The organism is Cupriavidus sp. PET2-C1 (genome assembly GCF_054515855.1).
Map to the genome: position 1 here is coordinate 2,856,796 of NZ_CM137260.1, position 17,056 is coordinate 2,873,851.

Genomic DNA, 17,056 nt, shown 5'->3' on the forward strand with positions numbered 1-17,056 from the left:
AGGAAAGGACCGATGACACATTGCCCCGTTCGCCGCACGCTGCTGCTCGCCGCCGCGACGGCCCCCTTTGCCGCCGCCTGTACGCCATGGGCCGGCAGGGCCGAAGGGCGCGTCGCGGCGCAAGATCGCCTGGCCGCGCTCGAATCCGCAGCAGGCGGGCGCCTTGGCATCGCTGCGCTGAACACCGCCAGCGGCGCGCGGCTCAGTCACCGCGCAAACGAACGCTTTGCGCTGTGCAGCACATTCAAGGTGATCGCCGCGTCCGCCGTCCTGCAGCGCAGCGCAACGCAGGACGGGCTGCTGCAACGGCGCATTGCCTACAAGAAGGACGAACTGGTTGCCTATTCGCCGATCACCGAGAAGCACGTTGGCGACGGCCTGACGGTAGCCGAACTGTGCGCGGCCGCCCTTCAGTACAGCGACAACACGGCCGCCAACCTGCTGATGAAGCTGCTCGGCGGCCCCGCCGCCGTGACCACGTTTGCCCGTGCGATCGGCGACGACCAGTTCCGGCTCGACCGCTGGGAGACCGAGCTCAACACCGCGCTGCCTGGCGACCCGCGCGATACGTCGACTCCCGCGGCCATGGCGGCTAGCCTGCAACGGCTCACGCTGGGCGATGCGCTGGGCGTGGCAGAGCGCGAACAGCTGGTGGCATGGATGCGCGGTAATACCACCGGCGCCACGCGGATCCGCGCCGGCGTGCCGGCGGACTGGCAGGTGGCGGACAAGACGGGCTCCGGCGACTACGGCACGGCCAACGACATCGGTGTGGCATGGCCGCCCGGAAAACCGCCCATCGTGCTGGCCATCTATTTCACGCAACCCGGCAAGGACGCCGCCTATCGCAACGATGTGCTGGCATCCGCCGCGCGGATCGCGGCCGAGGCGCTCAGCTAGGACTGGCTCGCGGCCGCGAAGGTCAGGCCGAATTTACCGAGGTACTTGGCCAGCCGGTCGCTATCGTTGCTGCTGCTCTTGCCCAGCCGCGATACGGCAAACAGCGTGCGCCCGGCCTCGGCCTGGCTCTTGCTCCGGCGGCACACGCCCAGCACATAGTCGAGCTGCACCAGGTCGAACGGGTCCGTGGCGGCCAGCACGGCGGGATCCAGAATGACTTGCGCCAGCGCCTGGCCTTGCGCCACCGCCTGCTGGGCGCCGTCCTGCCACGCGTCGTTCAGCCGCGCCATTTCGGCGTCCACGACGCTGGTATCGATGCGCCCGCCGTCGGCCAGCGTCATCATGCGCGTCACCGACGCGGCGAGGTCGCGGAAGTTGCCGCGCCAGCAGGCCTGCGGCGATACCGCAAAATCCAGCCAGGCCTGGCGCGCTTCCTTGTTGAAGCGCACCTGGCTGCCGAGCTCGCGCGCCTGGCGCACGAGCTCGTAGTCCAGGTTGGGCTCCACGTCCTCCGGGCGCTCGGCCAGCCCCGGCAGCCGGTAGGTCCACAAGTTGATGCGGGCAAACAGGTCCTCGCGAAAGCGTCCGGCGCGCACCTCGGCGCGCAGGTCCCGGTTGGTGCCGGCGATCAGCTGGAAGTCGCTCTGCACTTCCTTGTCGCCGCCTACCGGAAAGAAGCGCTTCTCCTCGATGGCTTTCAACAGCATCGCCTGCTCGTCCAGCCCCAGCTCGCCGATCTCATCCAGGAACAGCAAGCCCTGATGGGCCGAGCGCAGCCAGCCCGTGCGCTCGCCCTGCGCGCCGGTGAAGGCACCCTTGACGTGGCCAAACAGCGCCGACATGGCGCCGTCGCCGCGGAGGGTGGCGCAGTTCACTTCCACAAAGCCGCCGCTGAGCTGGTGGCGGCCCTTCTTCAGCTCGAACACGCGCCGCGCCAGGAACGACTTGCCGGCGCCGGTCGGGCCGGTCAGCAGCACCGGCGCGCGCGAGCGCAGCACCACGCGCTCGATCTCGTCGATCATCTGGTTGAAGGCGGCGTTGCGGGTGGCAATGCCGGATTTGAGCAACGACACCGCATCCTGCTGCTCGCGCGAGAAGCGCGCGGCCAGCTGGTCGTAGCGGGACAGGTCGAGATCGATGGCGGCGTAGTGGCCCGGCTGGCCGCTGGCCTGCCGCAAGGGCGGCGAGGTCTGCAACAGGCAGGCCGGCAGGTAGCGCGCCTCGGTCAGCAGGAACAGGCAGATCTGTGCCACGTGGGTGCCGGTGGTGATGTGTACCCAGTACTGCTCGCGCTCCGTATCGAAGCGGTAGCCGCGCGTGAACTCATGCAGCGAAGCATAGACCTCGCTGAAATCCCAGGGATCCTCCAGCGCCAGCAGGTTCAGCCTGACCTCCGTCTGCGGCGAGACCTTGGCGATGTCGGCTGCGACCTGCTCGGCCAGCGCCCGGTGGCGGCCGGTATAAAGCAGCTCGAAGCGATCCAGCAGCAGGTCTTCGTGCTGGCACAGCGCCACGCTGGGCCGCCATTTTTCCCAGCGCGCGGAGCCCTTGCCCCGGTCGAGCTGTGTGCCGATGAAGCCGATGACGACCTTTTTCATATTCTTTATATTTATAGAAGACTATATAAATATATAGATATTAGGCGAGGCTAACAAGCTGGAGATTGGCGCGTTTCCTGGTGAAATTCAATAAAAATCGTTATGAATCATAAGGTTGTGTATTTGTTGATGCTTGCCTGCAGCCCCTGGCACGCCGATTGCGAAATAGGGACCACGTTGCGGGAGTGGGAGCGTTTCAGGCAGCGCAATCCCAAGGCGCGGCTGGTGTGCCTGGATATGCAGCCCTACGTGTCCAGCCAGGCACCGGATCGCGACGACATCCTGAACATCGGGGGCTTCTCCGACTCGGTGTTCCAGATCGTCGCCGCCTTCGCCGCCGGGCAGCTGCAGGCCGGCCACTGGGTGGGCGAGATCTCGGCCACGGCGTTGTGAAGTTGTGAAGTTGTGAAGTTGTGAAGTTCGGCGGTGACTGGCGAATGCCGGGCAGACTACATCCAAGGCTTGTCTGTCCTATCCCTTGTCGCTGGTTACCGCCCCCGAGCCGGCATACCCCAGCCGCCGCGCGTGGCGCCTGCGGTATGCGGACTCGCCACGAATGCTGGCCAGGATGACATCTGGTGATTGCCGGTTCAATTCCGGCCGCTGCGGCCTATGCAGCGTAAATCCTGCCGATCCTTGTCGTGGCGATGCCGCATTGCCCTACGATTAGAGTGCCGGTTCCACAACCATTAGCCGTCCACCTTATTTGGTATCTTGCTGGCCAACGCCAGCGTAGTCCCGCCGCAAGGCAAAGAGAGATGAAGACATGAGCAAGGAGAATTACGACGTATTCCAGTCCGGCACCGGCCGCCCCGTCAAGATGTGGACCCATGGCGTGCCCGTCGATGACGGCGCGCGCGCGCAGCTCGCCAACACCGCACAGATGCCGTTCATCTTCAAGCATCTGGCCGTGATGCCGGATGTACACCTGGGCAAGGGTTCCACCATCGGCTCGGTGATCCCCACGCGCGGCGCCATCATCCCGGCGGCGGTGGGCGTGGATATCGGCTGCGGCATGATCGCCGTCAAGACCACGCTAACCGCCAGCGACCTGCCCGATAGCCTCGGCCCGCTGCGCAGCGCCATCGAGAAGGCCGTGCCGCACGGCCGCTCCAATAACCGCAGCGGGCGCGACAAGGGTGCCTGGGGCGAGGTGCCGCATGCGGTGGACGCGAGCTGGGCCGCGCTGGCAGGTGGCTTCGAGCGCATCACGCAGAAGTACCCGAAGCTGGCGCGCACCAACAACCGCAACCACCTGGGCACGCTGGGTACCGTTTCCCGGATTGCAAACTTTCTGGGTCTATTTTTGTCAACCTCAGGCGCCATGGTACCAGCGTAACGGCATGTGTGGCCCGCTTCCCAAACGGGAAGGGGTCAAGCTGCTCGGGGAGGGAGCTAGCGCAGGCGGGACGAGCCAGATTGCTCCGTCCGTCGAGCGAAATCCACGGGGTATGGAGAGTCGATATGGAAACGCTCTACACAGTCGAAAAGGTGTTGGGTGGCGTGCCGATCAAGATGTGGACCCGAGGTGTTCCGGTTGAGGCGGAGGCGCGAGATCAGCTTGCAAACGCCGCACGCCTGCCCATTGTCTTTAAACACATAGCGGCAATGCCAGATGTACACGTGGGAATCGGCGCCACCGTCGGGTCGGTTATTCCTACTGTTAAGGCCATAATTCCAGCGGCGGTGGGAGTCGATATCGGCTGCGGAATGATTGCAGCGAAGACCAGTCTCCATGCTGAAGACTTACCGCTTAATCTGGGTCCTTTACGGTCAGCTATAGAGCGTGCAATTCCTCATGGGCGTGGGGCCGGAGGGCGCGATCCAGGTGCGTGGGGAAACGTGCCGGAGGATGTCGATAAAGCCTGGTTGGTAATTGAGCCTATTTTTCGTGAATTGTGTAACGCTTATCCAAGCCTAAGAAAGACAAATAACAGAATTCATTTGGGAACAATGGGCACGGGCAATCATTACGGAGAAGTGTGTCTGGATGAGGAGAACTATGTCTGGTTGATGCTTCATTCTGGTTCGCGTGGGGTAGGAAATGCAATAGGTACACTGTTTATTGAGTTGGCAAAAAAAGATGCAATGCGGCATGATGTACATCTTCCCGACCAAAATCTGGCCTATTTTGAGGAGGGGGCGAATTATTTCCGTGATTACGTGCGGGCAGTCGAATGGGCGCAGGAATTCGCTAGACTGAATCGTGAGCTGATGATGCGAAGAATGGTTGGTGCTTTACGCAGCGTCGTCGAAAAGCCATTTCAAACGCATCTCGAGGCAGTCAACTGTCACCACAACTATGTCCAGAGAGAGGTGCACTTTGGGCAAGAAGTCTACGTCACGCGGAAGGGCGCGGTGAGGGCCGGAAAAGGTGATATGGGTATAGTTCCGGGAAGTATGGGAACAAGATCCTTCATTGTGCGTGGGAAGGGTAATCCAGAGAGTTTCGAAAGCTGTTCGCACGGCGCGGGGCGTGCAATGAGTCGTACCGAAGCTCGGCGCCGTTTTACGTTGGAAGACTTGGCCAAACAGACAGCTGGCGTCGAGTGCCGGAAGGATTCTGCGGTGATAGACGAAGCGCCCAAGGCGTACAAGGACGTCGATGCTGTCATGCGCGCACAGGATGATTTGGTGGAAGTGGTTCACACGCTCAAACAGATTGTTTGTGTGAAAGGCTAACCCCCTTCAGATGCCCGCCAATGTGCATGTGACGGACGAGCCGGGGGTGCGACGAGCTATTACACATGATTGCGTTCTGCGAAGCCCACGGCACAGCGTTTATGCTAATGACTGCTCGATTCCCTTGCACCACCGGTGCGCATCATCTGCCATACAACCGACGGATTAGCTTCTGCAACATGTTTGACATCGATCCAATACCTGTACAACTGATGAAGAGCCAGCGCGATCGCGCACGACCTCGAATACCCGCCTTCACAGTGCACGACGATAGTTGCCACCTCCGCCGGTAGCACCCGCACGAACTGCCGAATCGTTTCAGCATGCTCGGGCCGGAAAGCATATGCGAGCTTCTCCTTGGCCCTAGCCGAAAGGTCCGGGTTCATGAAGTCCACATCCGCGAAACTTAGCCGCAGAACGCGTTCGAAACCATCTAGGCTAGCCGGCGGGCTTCCAGGCGCAGTCACGGAGATGACCGCGACCGAGCCCAATCGCGGCAGCCTCTCGGCCACGCCCCTCGACACGGCCAACGCCTGGCGTGTTCCGTCCTTCGGCGGGCGGTACAGCTTGTCGATTGCATCCTTCAGTTGGAGCGGCACGCTTCCCTCCTAGCCCTCTGCTTTTGCCTGCAGCAGCGTGCCGAGACGCCGGATGAGCCAATCCAGCTCGTCCTCTGAACACCAGCCCTTCTGAAACACGGAGATGCGCACCCGGCTCAGCGTCTGCTCGCATGAGTGCTCCGGATGCATACCGGCATCCTTCTGCGCGACGGGAAGAAGTTGTTGCGCCAGGTCTTCGCAGATGTCCCAGCGCTCAAACCGCTCTTCCTCGGTCTGGCCAGCGACATAACGCCCGTCTATCTCCCGAACGCATATCTTGGGCTGAGCGCCCGTTACGACGGCCGGAATCTTGATTCGCGGGAAGTCCGCGGGTACGTCACTGAGATTCATGCTTGGTCCTCGACCTAGGCTTGCTTGCACGTTGGCGGGGCTCGGCAGTCCTAGTCAGCATCAGGGGGTTGATGGTGGGAACAGGCCCAATCGTGGCGAACCACTCCTGTCGGCCGAGTGCCCGAACAACGCAGATGAAGGTGTGCAGCGTCGAACCGTCTCCCAGCTCGAGATTCCGCAAGGCGCGGACGCTCACGCCGGCACGCTTGGCCAGAACGGCCTGCTCCAGGTTGCGATTGATGCGGAGCCGCCGGAGGCTGCTGCCTATCTCGCATTCGAGCTCCTCAAGCGTGTATGAACGAGAGGGGTCTATGCCAGCCACTCTGCTACCTCTTGAGACGAGAATGTGGTCGGAACAACCGGCGTAAATCTGCCGCTCGACGGTGGCTTCGGCATACAAGCGGCAAACTCTTGCCGCTTGTACCGTGCTGATAACCCGGCTCGTATCGGCATGATGGGCGCGCTATTCCGGTTTGATGGTCAGCTGGTGTTTGGCTATTGCCCTGAGTGCTGCTTCGGCATAAGTCCTTCCTTTGGCGGTGATGCCCTTCAGAACACAAAGTACTTCATTGCCGCTGGCCATGAAGCTAGCGCCTTCCCCCTGAGCGCATTCGAGTATGGCCATCTTGCTCGTGGAGTCAAAAGTGGCCATGTGGACATGAGCGTTGTTTGTTGAGTAGACGTGCAACTTCTGCGCGGTGGGGTCATAGGCAGCGAACGCCCGCGTTGGATCGCCCGTCAGTTCGAGCCCGTCTCCGATGCAAATCTGATACATCAGCTCGAGCTCGTTCATCTCGTCGATGCCTCTGCCGGCCGTGGCTGGATTGATGGAAGAAGGCTTGTTTGGCTTATCGCCTAGCAATGCAGTCAATCCTTTGCCTAGGTGTTTCATTGAGGAATCCCGAGGTCCCTACAGACCGTTGTGAGCCGCATCGTCCACCTCGCCGAATGCCACGAGCAGTCCAGAAGTGCGGTCTCGCTGTTTTGTAATATGCGATTTTGTACTATGCGAATTTAACACTATTCGACTTTTGGCTGCAAGCTAGCGTGTTCGTCACTCGCCGCGCCGGCAATGAAAACTTCAATTCCTGAGGAGGAGTACACCATTCTTCTCAAAGCGCTTCGTGTCGAAAGAGAGCTGAGAGAGATAACGCAGGTTGAACTCGCCTCAAGACTTGGAGTCGAGCAGACGTTTGTGAGCAAGTGCGAACGAGGAGGGCGTCGGCTTGACGTGCTCGAATTTCGCAAATGGTGCCTGGCACTCGGCACGACAGTAAGCGAACTCATGGAAAGGGTCGAAGTCCAACTCGCCACCTTCGAGGCCGCCATGGCAGCGACCCTTGCGGCACAGAAAAAGATTGCCCGCAAGTCGAAGCCAAGCAAAAAGCAAAGGCCTTAGTGGTGGAAGGCCGCAGGCCTGCGGTGCCCTCCATGCATCGCAAAGAATTCTGCTGGACGGGCCCAGGTCGGCTATCGCAAGTTCTCCTGCGTGGAGAACGACCAATGCAGGGGCGCGCGCGCACGAGAGTTCCACGTTGACCGCGTTTCCAAGGTGGTTCCGCTGAGCCTTCGCGCACGCGAATCATGACGGCCCAGTGACACGCAACATTCGTGCTTTCTGGCTGCAGACCGTACAGTCCTCGTTTTTGCTGCGTGTCCAAGACGCGCAGCGGTCCGCACAGCCAGCGCGTCCGCCCTGGTTGCCCAATCGCCAGACTCGCGTGCATCAAAGTGTCTTGCCTCAGCTCAATGAGACACTTCGAGGCTCCCCCAGGTCCGTCCCCGGTCGCCGCCTGCTTCCGACTGCATTGCACCCCGGGCAGTTCCAGCTATGGTCGAGCCTATACTCGACATGCACCTACCCTCGAACGCCTACCTCGACGCCCACGACCTTGCGGCCATCCTCAAGGTCAGCCCTGCCACCATTCTCCGCCGCGCCAAAAGACAGCCGCACACGTTGCCGCCGTCCGCGCATCTGGGCCCCCATTTTCCGCTTCGTTGGCGCCGGGCCGACATAGCTTCGTGGTTGGCTGAGGGCGTCTCCTCGCCAGGCTGCAGTTCCTATCTTGATGACACGCCGGCTCTGTGCGATTAACGCACAGGATTTTGGCTTCGCGAGCATTCCAAAAACAACCTGCTCCCCCTTCCTCTTTTCGGCTCCCGCTTTTGCTCGCGGCGTCTGAGAGCCTCAGAACTTGCCCTTCCGCCCAAATCATCCCCCCATTTTGGAGATATACGTTCTTGCAGCTAGTTCGATGCTGCGCAGGTGGGTCTTCCGTCCCGCTCGCAACCAAAGATGTAGGAAACAGAAATGTATGTGTATGAGCTGTGCAAGGGCCTGAAGCTCCTGGAAGAGGGGGTGAGCCTGCTTGGCTGGTGGATAGACCCGAAGACCGGGCACAGGTTGGAAAACGCGACGTATATCGACGCGGCACCTCGTCGGTACGGGTCGGATGGACTGAAGAGCTCCTCCATCTACACCTACGAGCTACGGCACGAATACTCGCTGGAACTCAAGTGGGACTGGCTCGACGTCTTGGCAAAACTGGTTGGCTTCGACCGAGAAAATCCGGACGCATATCCCGCTGACGGACCCTTTATTGAGTTGCTTCACAACGACTATTCGATGGAGGCGTTCGGCCCAAGTGCAGCCAGGAAGATTGTCGCCGACTTCGACGCGTGGAATGACCGGGCATCGAAGGTTATGGAAAGGGTGGACTGGCCGCCGATGCTTATCGGCGACAACATCTTCAACGACGACGCGTTCTACTTGACGTATTGGTGGCTGCGCTCGTGTTTCGCGAACGCGACTACGAATGGGATAGTGAGGTCCTACTATCAGCTTTGTAGCTCGTGACAGAGACACGCCATTTTCGTTTTGAACTTAACGCATTTGGAGTATCCATGCAATCAAGCTTTCTTGTCGCGTTGACAGACGTGAAAAAGCGCGAAGTACCTCGACATCCTAAGCAGTTTGACCTGTGCGCAGTCACCAACGAACCACTGAAGAACGTGGTTTTGGCCGTGGCACCGCGTTCGTACCCTGGGTTGGCCGAAGGGTTGGAAATCGGCGCCGTGTACGAACACGAGGAAAAAAAGGAACTTACATGCCGCGTCGAAGGGAAGTACCACAATCTCATCTTCTTGGACTGGTGCCGAATCCTCACAATTATCGTTGCGAGGAACGCGAAGTTCATCAAGGAATGTTCCCTAGATGAGTGGGTTGCGCAGGTCGCCGGCGCCCTGGAGGACAAAGAAAAGTATCCCGAAACAGGCGGGCGAGGTCCTTTCTGGGAGCTGGTTCGCTATGGACTCAGAGGCGTGACATTCGGTCCGGCAGTTTGCGCGAAGCTCGTCCGCGATTTCGACGAATGGGAGCAGGTTGCCAAAGCACACGGCCACGAAGAATTCTACTGGCTGTATGGCCGTCTTCGCGAGTGCTTTGCCTATCCGAACGGAAAGGGGCTCGTCTACTGTTATAAACCACATTGGTTCCAAGACAGCGAGTCAGACGACCAACCACTGCTTGGAATCGACCCGGCCTGAGCAGGTCACGAGGTAAACCGAAAACTCGCGCGAGCACTGCATTTTGCTGTGCTCGCTTTCCATTGCGCTTCCGCAATACTGCCCTGCAGGGCCGCAGTCCAGTTTGTCTTCGCGCAAATCGGCTTGGCGTGGGAACTCGTATTGCGCTGATAGGCCGCCATAACCTCACGCTTTTTCTGCTGTAGGACAGCCGGTCGGAGCGCCGCGATCGAGATGCTGCCCGCCGCCTGCGCATCCGTCCTTCCTACCGCCAACCGTCTCCAGCACGCCGGCTTCCAGCACCGCGCTATTTGAAGCTATATCTGTGCATGTACCAATATCTCGACGCCGACGACCTCGCTGCCCTCCTGCAGGTCAGTCCCGCCACAATCGTCCGCCGCTCCCGCCGACAGCCGCATACGCTGCCGGCACCTGCGCACCTCGGCCCACGTTTCCCGCTTCGCTGGCGCAGGACGGACGTCAATGCATGGCTGTCCGAGCGAGCGAGCTCTTGAAGGCAGCCAGGCAAGGCGCGAAGCGTCGCCATATAGTCCCAACGGCCTCGAAAATCTGAAAATTAGAGGGATTTCTCTAATCGAAAACTTCGCGCTTATTTCGGACGAGTTTTTCCAAACAGCTTTGCGACGCTTCCCAGCGGTGGCGCCGGAGCTCTTTTTTTCGCGTGGCTCGCCCATTAATATGCGCCCATTCGCGACAGGAAATCGCCCGCATCCCGCTGGTTGCGGGCCAACGCAGAAACAGATCTTCCGCGCGCTATACCAAATATCAGATCTTGATTTCCTTGTCGGTGCCTCGGTGCCGCAGGAACTGATCTGCTGCGCTTCTGAGATGGCGCGCATACCTGTCAACATAACTTCATTAGGACAAAGAAATGCAAGCTAGTTTCATTCTCTCCAACACGTCGGAATTTCTGCCAATCGGCCAATTGGAGACACTCCAGTCGTTGGGTGCCCAGTTCGAGCAGGCTCGTGGCTTGCCAGGAAATCTCCCTGTGTTGACGTGCCCGATTTCCGAAGAGCAAAAGCATTTGCTCGGGTCCCAGGGCGGGAGAAGCAATCTCGGCTTCGGATGCATCAACCTGGCCGATGGAAGCAAGCTGCAAACAATCCGGCTCCAGATGGGAGGGCTGCAGTTCTATTGGGTAGCGGACATGGTCGACCCAGAGGTCTGGGCAGCAATCGACATGTGGAGGACGGTGGGGCGTATGCCATTCTTGTTCCGCATCGAGAATGGCGATTTCTGGGATGCGTCGTTTTGCGTAGTAGACGCCATAACCGGACCACTTCGCAACGAAGTATTTCGGCGTGGCGCGAATCCGGAGTCTTCCGCGAGGGCGGTGACTCAAATGCTTGGTCTCGTTTCAAGCGGAATTCTGCAGGAGCAAGCGACCACCGACATCGAAGGAATGCCGCTGCGACATGTGTTCGTGAATGTTCTGGTCACGGAACGGGTGCGCAAGTTCATTGACAAGTCGGCGACGGTAGGTCCTGGAGAAGGGAAAAAAATCTAAGTACTCTCAAATGCGCGGCCGTCGTGGTCGCGCATTTTCTACGTGGACCAGTCGCAACACATGCCGGTCGCGAACAAACGGCTGCGGACAGTGGCTTGCAGCTCTACGCCTTCGCTGGCGCAGATACATAGGCCACGCCAGCGGTAGCACCCAGGCAGGCTACATGGAAGGATCGCTATGCCCCTACGACCGCGCCACAGGAATTTATTCCGGCGCCGAAACCCCCGCGCACATGAAGCAGTTTTTGCGGCTACCCCAAAAGCTCCCCCTCAGCATCGCGAGCTTTTTGAGCACGTCACGCTGCTTTGATCGAGCTATACCTCTGGCGGTCGTCACGGAGGGTCAATAGATTTCCATACGTGGCCATGACTTGCCTACATTCAATTCAACGGAAAACCAGGATGTTTGACGCAGAAAGATTCTATGAAAACACGGAAATGGCGGGAACCTTATCCCCGTTGCGCTTGTACGCCAGCGCGTGGGAAGCGGAGGTTCCAGTGAAGGGTGACACGCCTGTGCTGGTTTTCCCAGTTGCAGCCACTTGCGCGCATTGTGTACCGAATCTATGTGGACCTTCAACCATCTTCTTTCAGGGAATCGATTGTATTGATGGCATGATAATGACCATCAATATTCAAATCGGAGGTACACAGTTTATCTGGTTCGTGGATTTTAAGGACATGAAAATCTGGCAGGCTATTGAGAGATGGCGGCTCGAGAAGGTCGTCCCGATTGTGCTCGGAATTGAGAGTGGTGGTAGCTGGGAGTACTGCACACACGTCGTTGAGATGCCAAGTGGAACGCTAGCAATGGAGGATCACTTACCTCAGTTTGATCCTATGCCGCCAACGGACCTATGGAAGAAGGTGACGTCGGGGGTCTCCGGGTTCTTCGTGCGCCAGTTTGTAAAGACCAGAATCGACGGTGTCCCGTTGCAGCACATCTTTGCTTGCCCATTGCTGACAAAAAAGCTCATGTCAGATGAGTACGTGGCGCCGATGTGCGAGGCACGGAAGGTTGTGCGGGTTCCGCGGCTGGTTGCTGCCGTACGGGACTGAACTGCAACGACCAGGGCTTGGGATTCGGGGAACATGCCGCCGACGGGCCTGCGGCCTGGCACATTGCGGAGCGGATATTGGCATAAGCGCGGGCGGCGGCCTTACCCTGAGGCACCAACTAGGTCGGGTGCGCCCACAGTGGTCGCGACGATCTGCTATAGAGTCCAAAAGGCATGGCACGAAGCTAACTGCAGAGGCCACCCACTCTCGCGAGCAGCGCTCCATGCAGTGCCTTTTTCTTTTATAGGGACTGGCCGGCAAGGAACCATGCCCGTATTCGCTAGCCGTGAAGCGCTCCGGCCTGCGCGTTCCGAGAAATTACCGGCTGCGGAAACTCCCAGTATATGAGGCAGTTCTCGCGGCTCTCACGAAAATTCCACTCTGCATCGTGAGTTCTCTTAGTTCGTCATCACGCTTAGATCTGGCTATACCGCCTGACGGCGGTCCCGGTCATCGGCGACCTGCCTGGATGCCCACGACCGATGCGCCGTGGCGATGAACCCAAGAACTAATATGCAGAAAGAAGAGATGGACGAAATTGATGTGCGTGGTGGAACAGTCAAATTTGGTTCCTTGTTACCGCTCTGGGCGCTCGCGAAGAAAGAGCCTGCGTTGGCCGGGTTGTCGGACGGTACCCCTGTCTTGAATTGCTCGATTAATGCCAGACTGTCGGAATACGTCGCGTCGTGTGAACAAGGCGGCCGCTTGTCTTTTGGATTCTTCGAGACGCGCGAACCACACTTTATCCGGTGGTCTTACCGTGACGTCGAAATCTACTGGCTCATCGACTACTTCGACCCGGAAGTTTGGGAAGCCGTCTACAAGTGGAAGCGTGCGGGACGAGTCCCGATAAGGTTTGAAATTGCCGGAGCGGGGCAAGCGAGGTACCTCATCTCTACGGCGAGCATGCCGCCAGACATCCGCCCCTTCGGCGAACCACGTTCTCATGGTGGGGACGAGCCAACAACTCACATGTGGACGTGCCTGACAGCCCTGGCTGAAAACAGGAACTGGCAATACGACGAGGTCAGCGGGGAGGTGTACGAGATTCCCACCGTACCGCTTCGATTCAGTCTATTCAGAGTGCTATTGACGCGACGGTGGCTGGCTTATTTGAACCGTCGTGACGAGGGTTCTGCAATTCCCTGAGTAGGAAGCCTCAGGAGCCTGCACCGAGCAGGCCGACATCATGGAATCCAAGTATGTGACACCCGCGGAAGGCCGCATCGAATGCGGCGTGGCGACCAGCGGTGGAATGCCTCAGGGGGCGCGGACAAAGTTCAACGGGACGATGCTCGATATGCCGAAGTCTCACGCGGCATGACCATAAAGCTTCAAACCGACCCCGCAAGATTGCAGCGCTCGCCTGCTGCAAGAATTTGCCATCGGCAAAGCCGTGGGCAGCCAGGGCCGGTGGAAAGTCGCCGGCGATCCGGTGCGTTGGTAACTCGTATTGCACTGTGGCGCGCCTATGACCGCAATGTGCGGTTGCTCGCCCGAAGTGAACGGGCTGACCGCCATGCCGCGATGGAGATGCTGCCGGCATTGGCGCCGGGGATAGCACCCAGCGCCGGCGGCGCGGCACTGCGAGGGAGCGGGATGGCGCCCGTGAGGCGCTTTCAGCACAACAACGAAAAGCGGGAGAAACACCACTTATCTCTGGATGTAAGAAAAGTTTAATTCGCGGCTAGGCTTGGTCTGTTAGGTTCTTTGCTACCCCCGCGTTCCACCCTGGCAACGCGAGTTCTTTTTTGGGCGGCGGCCTACGACCCCCGTCATCAGCTTGCTGGGTACTGCACAGTATGTGCGAAAGACCGCGTCATCGGCTCGTTTGCTGATGCCCGCCTTCTTTGTAGCCGGGCTGGTCTTCGGCTTTCGGTGTGCCTGCGTCCCACCTTGAGCGGCTGCTCGCCTGCAGCTTTCCGGCCGCGTCCCCTTGCCGATGTGGCGCGACGGAGCGAGGCACAGGCCACGATCTCCTCTTCCTCCGCATCTCGCGTCTTCGCCGCGTGGTTGGGCAGGGCGATCCCAAACCAAGCACGGGGCTGTTGGCAGCAACCACCGTAGCGCCGAGCGGGCGTGAAAAGCTTCTCCATATTTCGTTCTCTCCGAAAGTTCCCCAGCCCTGAAATCTCCGTGCTCGCCGGTGAGTTTTCACGGCTGACCCGAATACTCCGCTCCGGATGGGGAATTCTTCGAGCGCTTCATGCTCGCTCGACCGAGCTATACCTTCAGCGGTCGTTGGCGACGGCACGGGAACACGTTCCACGTCGCTGCGATCTGTATACCTTCTCGCGATGACGCAGTAGGTGACCGTGCCCTGGCTGCGGACCGATAGGTCCAGGGCTCCTTCAAGCGAGAGTGCCAGGGCTTCATCAGCGGAGAAAAACTGGCTATCGGCAAAGCCCCGGGCCCGGGCCCGGGCGCAACCGGGGCTGCTGTCTGCTCGCTCACGCAACGCATCAGTGTTGCGTGGGAGTTCTTATTGCACTGTGACGCCCTCCATAACCGCAAGGCGTGGTTGATCACTGCCAGCGAACAGGCGGTCAGCGTGCCGCGATCGTGATGTTGCCCTGAGGTGGCTGCATGTGTTTGGAGCGAGGATCGCAGGAATTCGTGTCCTGGGACTAGCTTTCCGGCAGTGCCATCGGCGAGGCTTCGACGTCGCTATACTCAGCATGCAACCATCATCAATCTATCTTGACGCTCACGACCTGGCAGCGGTCCTGCGGGTCAGCCTGGCCACCATTCTTCGCCGTGCTCGGACTAGACCCGAGAGCTTGCCTCCTCCGGCATATCTTGGGCCGAACTTCCTACTTCGCTGGCGCCAGACTGACGTTTCCCGCTGGCTGCAAGATGCGTAGCACTGCGGCCGTTCCGAGCGCGCAGACACTCCGCCCAGGTTTGAATAGTAGGGCGTTCAGGTCTTGTCGCGTGCCTGCTGCCATTTGTCCACGCGCACGCGCGGTGCTGCGGCCAGCTGTTCAAGCAACGCCGCGGGCGTGTCGGCCACATGCAGCAGCTCGGCATGCACGCGCTTCAGGAAACCTTCCTGAACGGCATGGGCTAGGAAGCCCAGCATGCCATCATAGAAGCCGCCGACATTGAGCAGACCCACCGGCTTGTCGTGGTAGCCCAGCTGCAGCCAGGTAAAGGTCTCGAACAGCTCTTCGAAGGTGCCCACGCCGCCCGGCATAGCGATAAAGGCGTCGGCGCGGTCGGCCATCATCTGCTTGCGCTCGTGCATATTTCCCACAATGTGCAATTCGGTAAGCCCGCGATGGCCGACTTCCTTCTGCATCAGTGCTTCGGGGATGATGCCAACAACGGTGCCGCCATGCTCGAGCACGGTATCGGCAATGATGCCCATCAGTCCAACGTTGCCGCCGCCATAGACCAACGCCAGGCCACGCTCGGCCAGCATGCGTCCGAGCAGGCGCGCGCCCTCGGCATATTCGGGACGATTGCCGGCGCTGGAGCCGCAATACACACAAACGGATTGCACTTCTTTTATCCTTTGCCGCTTCGGCGGCTGCTTTGACTGGCGCGTAGTCGCGCGCCAGCTGGTCGAACGCTTCACGGGACCGGCCGCACAGGTTGGGGCCGGGATCGAGAAGATGAGATAGCGCGGGTCGTACGGATAACCGCTGGTCTGCTCAGGATCGTTGTACTGGCGCCGACGCTGTGCGAACTGGTTGTTATGGCGGCGGCGTTGGGTTCGCCGACTTCATTAAACAGGCGCAGCGAGACGTCGAGGATGCGGTCGCTGGTGCGCCAGGAGCCGGATTGCGGTTTCGGTTCCATGGGCGTCCAGGCGCTCGGTGACTTGTGGCAGGGGTAGCGATTATAGGCGTTCGGCGCGAAGCGCATTCCTTTGGTCTCGATAGCTTTTGTTCCCAGCGCGGGCGTGGTCGCAACTCTGGAAAGCCGGTCTTTTGCCGCATGCCTGCAGATACAACGCCCCGAGCACATCGTTCTAAGCGTTGACGGCACCGCTGGCAATGATCTGCTCCATATGGAGCTTCGAAATGCCTGCATCGAAGCGGGCTCGATTGCCGCCCAAAATTTCGGTTGCCTGCCCGGCAGCCTTTAGCAACGCCGCTACTGCGGCGAACATTGTCGGCGCAGCGCTGAGCCTCTGCTTCGGCCCAGACAATGTCAGGGCTCCTACTAGTTCTCCCAGGGCACCGAATACAGGCGCTGAGGCAGCAGCGGTTTCGGCCTCCCGTTCGCCATATGACACTGCCCAAAGTCGCTCGCGCACCTCTTGCCAACGCTGATCGTTGGGCTCGCTGAAGGCGAGCAGCACCTTCCCCGAGGCGCCGCGGTCAACGGGGAATTCATCGCCGACACCGATGGACACACGCACAGCGCGCGCCGGCTCCACACGATACAGCACAAGTCGCCGGTCTCCCTGTCTGACGTAGAACGAAGCCGTCTCGCCGAGTTCCAGGCTGATTTGCTCGAGCAACTTCTCGATGACAGGCCCAACGCGGAACGAGCGCTGGTAGATGGCCGCGAGCCGTAGTGGCTGCGGGCCAATCGCATACTGCCCGTCCTCCAGCTTGCGAATAAAGCCGCCGTGCTCCAGGGCAGCCAGGAGACGTAACACAGTGCTCTTGTACAGGCCTGTGCGTCGCGACAGTTCGGTCAAGGTTAGCCGCTCGTCGGTGGGGTCAAACGCGGCAAGGATGGCAAACGCGCGATCCAGGACGGCGACACCGCTTGAGGTTTCAGAGGCCTCGAATTCAGGTGAAGGCATGTTCTCTTCTTTAGCAGAAAGTCGCGTGTGCGGCTGTTATAAAAGTTCTG

The 17,056-nt window shown here is 59.7% G+C and carries 17 protein-coding genes and 1 pseudogene; 11 read left to right on the forward strand and 7 right to left on the reverse strand.

The window, feature by feature from the left end:
- Positions 1–12 precede the first annotated feature (12 nt).
- The gene (gene bla / locus ACX12D_RS32695) at positions 13–900 is read left to right on the forward strand and encodes a class A beta-lactamase (protein WP_459375112.1); all 888 of its coding nucleotides are present in this window, start codon (positions 13–15) and stop codon (positions 898–900) included.
- Here bla and rtcR read toward each other — a convergent pair.
- Complete coding sequence (rtcR, locus tag ACX12D_RS32700; protein WP_459375113.1) at positions 897–2,498, reverse strand: RNA repair transcriptional activator RtcR; 1,602 nt, start codon at positions 2,496–2,498, stop codon at positions 897–899. The two genes, bla and rtcR, sit on opposite strands and share 4 nt — an antisense overlap.
- 102 nt (positions 2,499–2,600) lie before the next feature.
- Between rtcR and ACX12D_RS32705 the strand changes: the two genes are divergently transcribed.
- The 3 genes and pseudogenes from ACX12D_RS32705 to ACX12D_RS32715 all read left to right on the forward strand — a co-directional run bounded on the left by ACX12D_RS32705 (position 2,601) and on the right by ACX12D_RS32715 (position 5,180).
- The gene (locus ACX12D_RS32705; RefSeq protein WP_459375114.1) at positions 2,601–2,891 is read left to right on the forward strand and encodes a hypothetical protein; all 291 of its coding nucleotides are present in this window, start codon (positions 2,601–2,603) and stop codon (positions 2,889–2,891) included.
- 373 nt (positions 2,892–3,264) lie between these two features.
- Positions 3,265–3,771, forward strand: a pseudogene (locus ACX12D_RS32710) (RtcB family protein); the annotation flags it as partial.
- A gap of 191 nt (positions 3,772–3,962) precedes the next feature.
- Entirely contained in the window at positions 3,963–5,180 is a 1,218-nt protein-coding gene (locus ACX12D_RS32715) for an RtcB family protein (RefSeq protein ID WP_459375115.1), read from the forward strand.
- 104 nt (positions 5,181–5,284) lie between these two features.
- On the opposite strand, the gene ACX12D_RS32720 is transcribed toward ACX12D_RS32715, so the two are convergent.
- Genes ACX12D_RS32720 through ACX12D_RS32730 form a run of 3 tightly spaced genes read right to left on the reverse strand, consistent with a single transcriptional unit; the run spans position 5,285 to position 6,344 of the window.
- Positions 5,285–5,779 (reverse strand): hypothetical protein, encoded by a 495-nt coding sequence (locus ACX12D_RS32720; protein ID WP_459375116.1) that lies wholly within the window; start codon positions 5,777–5,779, stop codon positions 5,285–5,287.
- Positions 5,780–5,788: 9 nt separating this feature from the next.
- Positions 5,789–6,130 (reverse strand): hypothetical protein, encoded by a 342-nt coding sequence (locus ACX12D_RS32725; protein ID WP_459375117.1) that lies wholly within the window; start codon positions 6,128–6,130, stop codon positions 5,789–5,791.
- Positions 6,117–6,344, reverse strand: a complete 228-nt coding sequence (locus tag ACX12D_RS32730; protein WP_459376592.1) for a hypothetical protein — start codon at positions 6,342–6,344, stop codon at positions 6,117–6,119. Before ACX12D_RS32730 ends, ACX12D_RS32725 begins: the two co-directional genes overlap by 14 nt.
- Between ACX12D_RS32730 and ACX12D_RS32735 the strand changes: the two genes are divergently transcribed.
- Positions 6,273–6,428: a hypothetical protein gene (locus ACX12D_RS32735; protein WP_459376619.1), complete on the forward strand. Its 156-nt coding sequence runs from the start codon at positions 6,273–6,275 to the stop codon at positions 6,426–6,428. The genes ACX12D_RS32730 and ACX12D_RS32735 overlap by 72 nt on opposite strands.
- 165 nt (positions 6,429–6,593) lie before the next feature.
- On the opposite strand, the gene ACX12D_RS32740 is transcribed toward ACX12D_RS32735, so the two are convergent.
- On the reverse strand, positions 6,594–7,022 hold the full coding sequence (locus tag ACX12D_RS32740; RefSeq protein ID WP_459375118.1) for a hypothetical protein: 429 nt from the start codon (positions 7,020–7,022) through the stop codon (positions 6,594–6,596).
- A 180-nt stretch (positions 7,023–7,202) separates the two neighbouring features.
- Here ACX12D_RS32740 and ACX12D_RS32745 point away from each other — a divergent pair, with 180 nt between their 5' ends.
- From ACX12D_RS32745 to ACX12D_RS32770, 6 genes are all read left to right on the forward strand, one after another.
- Positions 7,203–7,529 (forward strand): helix-turn-helix domain-containing protein, encoded by a 327-nt coding sequence (locus tag ACX12D_RS32745; RefSeq protein ID WP_459375119.1) that lies wholly within the window; start codon positions 7,203–7,205, stop codon positions 7,527–7,529.
- A gap of 912 nt (positions 7,530–8,441) precedes the next feature.
- Positions 8,442–8,987, forward strand: coding sequence for a hypothetical protein (locus tag ACX12D_RS32750; protein ID WP_459375120.1), 546 nt, complete (start codon positions 8,442–8,444; stop codon positions 8,985–8,987).
- Positions 8,988–9,034: 47 nt separating this feature from the next.
- Positions 9,035–9,676 carry a hypothetical protein gene (locus ACX12D_RS32755; RefSeq protein ID WP_459375121.1) on the forward strand — a complete coding sequence of 214 codons (642 nt, stop codon included), beginning with the start codon at positions 9,035–9,037 and terminating at the stop codon, positions 9,674–9,676.
- Between the two features lie 871 nt (positions 9,677–10,547).
- On the forward strand, positions 10,548–11,186 hold the full coding sequence (locus tag ACX12D_RS32760) for a hypothetical protein (protein ID WP_459375122.1): 639 nt from the start codon (positions 10,548–10,550) through the stop codon (positions 11,184–11,186).
- Between the two features lie 401 nt (positions 11,187–11,587).
- Positions 11,588–12,244 (forward strand): hypothetical protein, encoded by a 657-nt coding sequence (locus ACX12D_RS32765; protein WP_459375123.1) that lies wholly within the window; start codon positions 11,588–11,590, stop codon positions 12,242–12,244.
- Between the two features lie 513 nt (positions 12,245–12,757).
- Positions 12,758–13,393: a hypothetical protein gene (locus ACX12D_RS32770; RefSeq protein ID WP_459375124.1), complete on the forward strand. Its 636-nt coding sequence runs from the start codon at positions 12,758–12,760 to the stop codon at positions 13,391–13,393.
- A 1,771-nt stretch (positions 13,394–15,164) separates the two neighbouring features.
- Here the strand turns inward: ACX12D_RS32770 and ACX12D_RS32775 are convergent.
- Both ACX12D_RS32775 and ACX12D_RS32780 read right to left on the reverse strand, forming a co-directional pair.
- A complete protein-coding gene (locus ACX12D_RS32775; protein ID WP_459375125.1) occupies positions 15,165–15,749 on the reverse strand; it encodes an LOG family protein in 585 nt (194 codons plus the stop codon).
- Between the two features lie 471 nt (positions 15,750–16,220).
- The gene (locus tag ACX12D_RS32780) at positions 16,221–17,006 is read right to left on the reverse strand and encodes an IclR family transcriptional regulator (protein WP_459375126.1); all 786 of its coding nucleotides are present in this window, start codon (positions 17,004–17,006) and stop codon (positions 16,221–16,223) included.
- Positions 17,007–17,056 lie beyond the last annotated feature (50 nt).

Bases quoted from the DNA above. Each gene is read 5' to 3' on its own strand.
- bla (WP_459375112.1), top strand. From the start codon at position 13: ATGACACATTGCCCCGTTCGCCGCACGCTGCTGCTCGCCGCCGCGACG.
- ACX12D_RS32760 (WP_459375122.1), top strand. From the start codon at position 10,548: ATGCAAGCTAGTTTCATTCTCTCCAACACGTCGGAATTTCTGCCAATC.
- ACX12D_RS32765 (WP_459375123.1), top strand. From the start codon at position 11,588: ATGTTTGACGCAGAAAGATTCTATGAAAACACGGAAATGGCGGGAACC.
- ACX12D_RS32715 (WP_459375115.1), top strand. From the start codon at position 3,963: ATGGAAACGCTCTACACAGTCGAAAAGGTGTTGGGTGGCGTGCCGATC.
- rtcR (WP_459375113.1), bottom strand. From the start codon at position 2,498: ATGAAAAAGGTCGTCATCGGCTTCATCGGCACACAGCTCGACCGGGGC.
- ACX12D_RS32725 (WP_459375117.1), bottom strand. From the start codon at position 6,130: ATGAATCTCAGTGACGTACCCGCGGACTTCCCGCGAATCAAGATTCCG.
- ACX12D_RS32780 (WP_459375126.1), bottom strand. From the start codon at position 17,006: ATGCCTTCACCTGAATTCGAGGCCTCTGAAACCTCAAGCGGTGTCGCC.
- ACX12D_RS32745 (WP_459375119.1), top strand. From the start codon at position 7,203: ATGAAAACTTCAATTCCTGAGGAGGAGTACACCATTCTTCTCAAAGCG.
- ACX12D_RS32705 (WP_459375114.1), top strand. From the start codon at position 2,601: ATGAATCATAAGGTTGTGTATTTGTTGATGCTTGCCTGCAGCCCCTGG.
- ACX12D_RS32770 (WP_459375124.1), top strand. From the start codon at position 12,758: ATGCAGAAAGAAGAGATGGACGAAATTGATGTGCGTGGTGGAACAGTC.
- ACX12D_RS32750 (WP_459375120.1), top strand. From the start codon at position 8,442: ATGTATGTGTATGAGCTGTGCAAGGGCCTGAAGCTCCTGGAAGAGGGG.
- ACX12D_RS32740 (WP_459375118.1), bottom strand. From the start codon at position 7,022: ATGAAACACCTAGGCAAAGGATTGACTGCATTGCTAGGCGATAAGCCA.
- ACX12D_RS32755 (WP_459375121.1), top strand. From the start codon at position 9,035: ATGCAATCAAGCTTTCTTGTCGCGTTGACAGACGTGAAAAAGCGCGAA.